Raw genomic sequence first — 6494 nt, 5'->3', positions numbered from 1 at the left:
CCGTACCGGCCTTCACGTTCGACAGCTTCGTACCGCCTTCGCCCGCCAGCGTCGCCGACTTGTAGTTCGGCGTACCGTCCGCGTTCTTGTCGTACGTGATTGCAGCCAGCGACTTGCCGTCCTCGCCGATCAGGCCTGACGACTTCAACTGCGATACGTTCACCGCATCCCGGTCAGCCTTGCCCGCCGCCACGTTCGCAAGCGTGGTACCGCCTTCGCCCGCCAGCGTCGCCGACTTGTAGTTCGGCGTGCCGTCCGCGTTCTTGTCGTACGTGATCGCAGCGAGCGACTTGCCGTCCTCGCCGATCAGGCCCGACGACTTCAGTTGCGATACGTTCACCGCGTCCATGTCGGCCGTGCCCGCCTTCACGTTCGACAGCTTCGTACCGCCTTCACCCGCCAGCGTCGCCGACTTGTAGTTCGGCGTGCCGTCCGCGTTCTTGTCGTACGTGATTGCAGCCAGCGTCTTGCCGTCCTCGCCGATCAGGCCCGACGACTTCAGTTGCGACACGTTCACCGCGTCCAGGTCGGCCGTACCCGCCTTCACGTTCGACAGCTTCGTACCGCCTTCACCCGCCAGCGTCGCCGACTTGTAGTTTGGTGTGCCGTCCGCGTTCTTGTCGTAAGTGACTGCAGCAAGCGACTTGCCGTCCTCGCCAACGAGGCCCGACGACTTCAGTTGCGACACGTTCACCGCGTCCGTGTCGGCCTTGCCCGCCGCCACGTTCGACAGGGTCGTACCGCCAACGCCAGCCAGCGTCACCTTGTCCTTCTTCGCGCTGTCGTAGGCCACGGCCAGCGGGTTCATGCCGCCTTCCACATCGCGAAGTGCGTCCGTCAGTTGATCGACGTTCACCGCGTCCGTACCGGCCTTGCCCTTGGCCACGTTCGACAGCGTCACCGGACCCGTCGACTTGCCGCCGCCCAGCGTCACCGAGTTGTAGTTCGCCGTGCCGTCCGCCTTCTTGTCGTACGTCACCGCCGCAATCGACTTGCCATCCTCGCCGATCAGGCCCGACGACTTCAGCTGCGACACGTTCACCGCATCCAGGTCGGCCTTGCCCGCCGCCACGTTCGACAGCGTCGTGCCCGTCTTGCCCGCCAGCGTCACCTTGTCCTTCGACGTGCTGTCGTACACCACCGCCAGCGATTCACCGGTCGTCTTGTCGATGACGCCGCCATCCGTCAGTGCGTCCTTCAGGTTGCCCAGGTTCTCGTTCGTCGCGAACAGTTGCGAGCCGTTCACCGCGTCCGTGCTCGTCGACGACAGCTCCGCGGCCTTCACGTTCGTCAGCTTCGTGCCGCCAACGCCAGCCAGCGTCGCCGACTTGTAGTTCGCCGTGCCGTCCGTGTTCTTGTCGTAAGTGATTGCAGCGAGCGACTTGCCGTCCTCGCCGATCAGGCCCGACGACTTCAGTTGCGACACGTTCACCGCGTCCAGGTCGGCAGTACCGGCTGCCACGTTCGTCAGCTTCGTGCCGCCTTTACCCGCCAGCGTCGCCGACTTGTAGTTCGGAGTGCCATCCGCGTTCTTGTCATACGTCACCGCAGCACGCGTGTCGCCATCGCTGTCCACCAGGCCCGTGTTCGTGAACTGGTTCTTGATGTTCGTGATGTCGCCCGTGTTGCTCGCCACACGACCATCCAGGTTCTCCAGCGCATCGCCCACCGTGTGATAGTCGACCTGCTTCGAGCTGTCCGCCGGATCAGCCAGCGTATACGTCGGCGCCGTGAGCTTGCCGCTCTCGTCCACCGTCGAACCGCCGCCCAACGCGTCTGCCACGCTCTTTGCCGTGGCGTGCAGTTGCGAACCGTTGACCGCGTCCTTGCTGTCCGCGCTCACCTTGCCCGCATTCAGGTTCGTCAGCGTCGTGCCCGTCTTGCCGGCCAGTGTCACCTTGTCCTTCGTCACGCTGTCGTAAGACACGGCCAGCGGGTTCATGCCGCCTTCCACGTCGCTGATCGCTTTCGTCAGTTGATCGACGTTCACTGCGTCCGTGCCGGCCTTGCCCTTGGCCACGTTCGACAGCGTCACCGGACCCGTCGACTTCCCGCCGCCCAGCGTCACCGAGTTGTAGTTCGCCGTGCCGTCCGCCTTCTTGTCGTACGTCACCGCGGCAAGCGACTTGCCATCCTCGCCGATCAAACCCGACGACTTCAGCTGCGACACGTTCACCGCATCCAGATCCGCCGTACCGGCCTTCACGTTCGACAGCGTCGTGCCCGTCTTGCCCGCCAGCGTCACCTTGTCCTTCGACGTGCTGTCGTACACCACCGCCAGCGATTCGCCCGTCGTCTTGTCGAGGACGCCGCCATCCGTCAGCGCGTCCTTCAGGTTGCCCAGGTTCTCGTTCGTCGCGAACAGTTGCGAGCCGTTCACCGCGTCCGTGCTCGTCGCCGACAGCTCAGCGGCCTTCACGTTCGTCAGCTTCGTGCCGCCAACGCCCGCCAGCGTCGCCGACTGGTAGTTCGGCGTGCCGTCCGCGTTCTTGTCGTAAGTGACTGCAGCCAGCGACTTGCCGTCCTCGCCAACAAGGCCCGAGGACTTCAGTTGCGACACGTTCACCGCGTCCATGTCGGCCTTGCCGGCCGCCACGTTCGTCAGTGTCGTGCCCGTCTTGCCGCCGGCCAGCGTCACCTTGTCCTTCGTCACGCTGTCGTAAGACACGGCCAGCGGGTTCATGCCACCTTCCACGTCGCTGATCGCTTTCGTCAGTTGATCGACGTTCACTGCGTCCGTGCCGGCCTTGCCCTGTGCAACATTCGACAGCGTCACCGCACCCGTCGACTTCCCGCCGCCCAGCGTCACCGAGTTGTAGTTCGCCGTGCCGTCCGCCTTCTTGTCGTACGTCACCGCGGCAAGCGACTTGCCGTCTTCGCCGATCAGGCCCGACGACTTCAGCTGCGACACGTTCACCGCGTCCAGGTCGGCCGTACCGGCCTTCACGTTCGACAGCGTCGTGCCCGTCTTGCCCGCCAGCGTCACCTTGTCCTTCGACGTGCTGTCGTACACCACCGCCAGCGATTCGCCCGTCGTCTTGTCGAGGACGCCGCCATCTGTCAGGGCATCCTTCAGGTTGCCCAGGTTCTCGTTCGTCGCGAACAGTTGCGAGCCGTTCACCGCGTCCGTGCTCGTCGACGACAGCTCAGCGGCCTTCACGTTCGTCAGTTTCGTGCCGCCAGCGCCCGCCAGCGTCGCCGACTGGTAGTTCGGCGTACCGTCCGCGTTCTTGTCGTAGGTGATTGCAGCACGCGACTTGCCGTCTTCACCGATCAGGCCCGACGACTTCAGCTGCGACACGTTCACCGCATCCAGGTCGGCCTTGCCCGCCGCCACGTTCGACAGCGTCGTGCCCGCCTTGCCCGCCAGCGTCACCTTGTCCTTCGACGTGCTGTCGTACACCACCGCGTTCGGGTCAGAGCCGGCGTTCTTCGACATCGCGTCCAGCGCGTCGCCGACGTTGTTGTACGTCGTGTCGCCAACCTTGTACGTCGGCGCCTTGACGGTGCCATCGACATCGATGCCCGCGCCGCCGCCGAGCGCGTTCGTCACGCCCGTCAGCTGGCTCACGTTCACCACGTCGTTGTTTTTAGTACCCTTTGCGACGTTGACGATCTGGCGCTGGAGCGAATTCGACCCGACGGAGAGCGCATTGGCGCGATCGGCGACGGAATTGGCGCCCAGTGCGATGCCACCGTTATTGCCCGACGCCACACTCGCGTTGGCACCCAGTGCGATGGCGTCGGTTACGTTTTGCTCGATCTTCGCAGACTTGCCGAGCGCCATACCGTTCACGCTCCCGACCGCCGTCGTCGCCTTGTCGCCCATGGCGATCGAGCTCTTGCCCAGCGCCATCACGCCATTATTGCCGACCGCCACCGCGTTTTCGCCATTGGCCTTCGCTCGAGAGCCGATTGCCAACGCGCCGGGACCATTCGTCGTGACCATGCTGCCGATCGCCACCGAATACGGGTGATCAACACCCGTCTGGGCGATACTGCCGATCGCCACCGAGTTGTCCGAACTCGCAACCGCCTGCAGACCGACTGCGACAGTATTGAGCCCGCCGGCGCCACTCCCTACGCCGATGGCCGCAGCCGTACCCAATTTGGGATCGCGCCCGTTCATCGATGCAATGCTCGGCAAGCTGCCGTCCGCGCCCAACCCTTCGATCGCGACGAAGCTGCCCGGCTTCGATTCGACGTCACGCGTCATCCGCGTCATCTTCACGTCGAGCTTCGTATTGGCGGAATTCATCGCGTCGGTCAACTGCTTCATGGTGACGGCATCCGAGTCGTCAATACCCGCTTCGACGTTGACGATCCGACGCTTGGAATCCACGTCGCCTACCGACACGGTATTGGCTGCCATAGCAACCGAGTTGACGCCGATTGCGATCGAGTTGGCCCCCGACGCGCGGGCACCCGACCCGATCGCCAGCGTATCGATGTTCGTCGCATTCGCTTGCGAGCCGATCGCCACGCTGTTCTTGCCCAGCGCATTGGCCTGCATGCCCGTGGCCCGAACCTTGATGTACTTCATGTCGAGCGTGCCGTCGCCGAGGTCCTTCTTGATCTCGTCCTTGACGTCGCTCATGCCGCTCTGGAGCTGGGCCACGTTGACTGCGTCGGTGGCGGCGGTGCCCGTCGCGACGTTCTTCAGCGAGACCGGGTTCGACGCACCCGTGCCGCCCAGCGTCACGCTGGACTTGTTCGTACCGTCATAGTGCACGGCGTTCGCATCCTCGCCGCCAGCCCCGCCCGAGGCGGCCGCGGCCTGAAGTGCGTCGCCGACGTTGTTGTAGGTCTTGTCGCCAACCTTGTAGGTCGGTGTCGACACGGTGCCGTCCGCGTTGACGGCCGATTGACCGCCGAGTGCCGACGCGACGCTCGACGATACGTCGTACAGCTGACTGCCGTTCACGGCGTCCTTGCTGGCCGATACGACCTTGCCGGCCTTCACGTTCGTGACGGTCGTACCACCCGTGCCGCCCAGCGCAACGGTGCTCTTGGTCGCGTCCTTGTACACGACCGCGAGCGACTCGCCGGTCGACGGATCGATCAGGCCGCTATCGGTCAGCGACTGCTCGACCTTGGTCACGCGGTTGTTGGTCGCGAACAGTTGCGCGCCGTTGACGGCGTCCGTGCTGTTCGACGCCAGCGTGGCCGCGCGCACGTTGGTGAGCTTGACCTCGGCCGAGCCGGTGCCGCCGAGGGTCACCGAATTCTTCGCGGTGGAGTCGTACTCGACCGCGTTTTCCGACCCGCCGCCCGACGCGGACGCCGCCAGCAGCGCGTCGCCGACGTTGTCGTAGGTCTTGCTGCCGATCGTGTAGGCCGGTTTCTTGATGTTGCCGTTCGCGTCGACCGCAGCGTTGCCACCCAGCGTGGCGGTCACGTCCTTGAGCTGCGCGATGTTGACGGCATCGGTCGCCTGCGTGCCGCGCCCGACATTGACGATCTGACGCTCGAAGCCGGCGGTACCGACCGATACCGTCTGGCTCCGGTCAGCCTCGGAATACGCACCGAGTGCCAGCGAGTCGGTGGCGCGCGCCGCCGCGCTCTGACCGATTGCGACCGCATTGTCCGCAGCCGCCGCAGCCTGCAAGCCAATCGCCGTCGTGCCGGTCCGCGTCGCCATCGACGAATCACCGATCGCCACCGAGGCGTCCGCCAGCGCCGCCGCCTTCCGGCCCAGCGCGTAGGCGCCCCAACCGGTCGCCTGTGACTCGAAGCCGAGCGCGACCGACGACTTGCCGGATGCATTGGCCGAGGCCCCCAGCGCAACCGCACCGAGTTCGCCCGTTGCCGATGCGCTGCCGCCAAGCGCGACGTTGTTGCCAGCCGCCGTCGCTGCGGTACCGATCGCCACCGCACCGCCGAGACCCGACGTAGCCGAGCGCGTTTTCGCGCTGCTGCCGATCGCGATCGAGTTCTCGCCCATCGCCGACGCGTTATCCGTGCCGTCGCCCTTCGCATTGATCTTCACGTAGGCGCTGTTGTCGGGCACGACTGCCCGGGTATCGGGCCCGCTTCGCTTGAGCGTCAGCGGATCATCCTGCTTGACGTCGGTCAGATGGGTCCGATCGTCGAGCGTCGGGTCTGCCGGGTCGACTTCGTCCGCGTACGCGGACCCCATGGAGGCAACGACCAGCGCAGTGGCCGCCGCGATTTTCGATTTCGCCGAGCGCGATGATTTCGAGCGCCCGCGTGCAATTTCCGATGCCGCGCACCAAGTGCTGGTCGAGGCGTTCCACACGACACGATACGACTTGTTCATACGAACTTTTCCTTTGGTAAACCTCTCCGCGACGCGCATCGAATTTGCACAGCCATATCGATGTGACGACTCGGCAAGAGCGGTGACAAGTAGCTCAACGCTTACGGCTTTCCGGGAAGAAATGCGAAACTGCATTCTGAGAAATCGCATGAACACAGATGAAAGATCATGCCGACAGCGCTGCCAAATCGCGCGTTTCAACCGGATACTGAAA

Annotated in this window: 1 protein-coding gene; it reads right to left on the bottom strand. The window is 64.6% G+C overall.

All coding sequences use genetic code 11. The annotated features are described in order from the left end of the window. Window positions 1–6280: ESPR-type extended signal peptide-containing protein (locus DIE22_RS28785; RefSeq protein WP_409410201.1), on the bottom strand; the 6280-nt coding region annotated here is incomplete at its 3' end. Window positions 6281–6494 lie beyond the last annotated feature (214 nt).

The sequence above is a fragment of the Burkholderia sp. Bp9142 genome, assembly GCF_003853415.1.
GTDB lineage: Bacteria > Pseudomonadota > Gammaproteobacteria > Burkholderiales > Burkholderiaceae > Burkholderia.
This window is presented reverse-complemented; position numbering and strand designations above follow the sequence as displayed.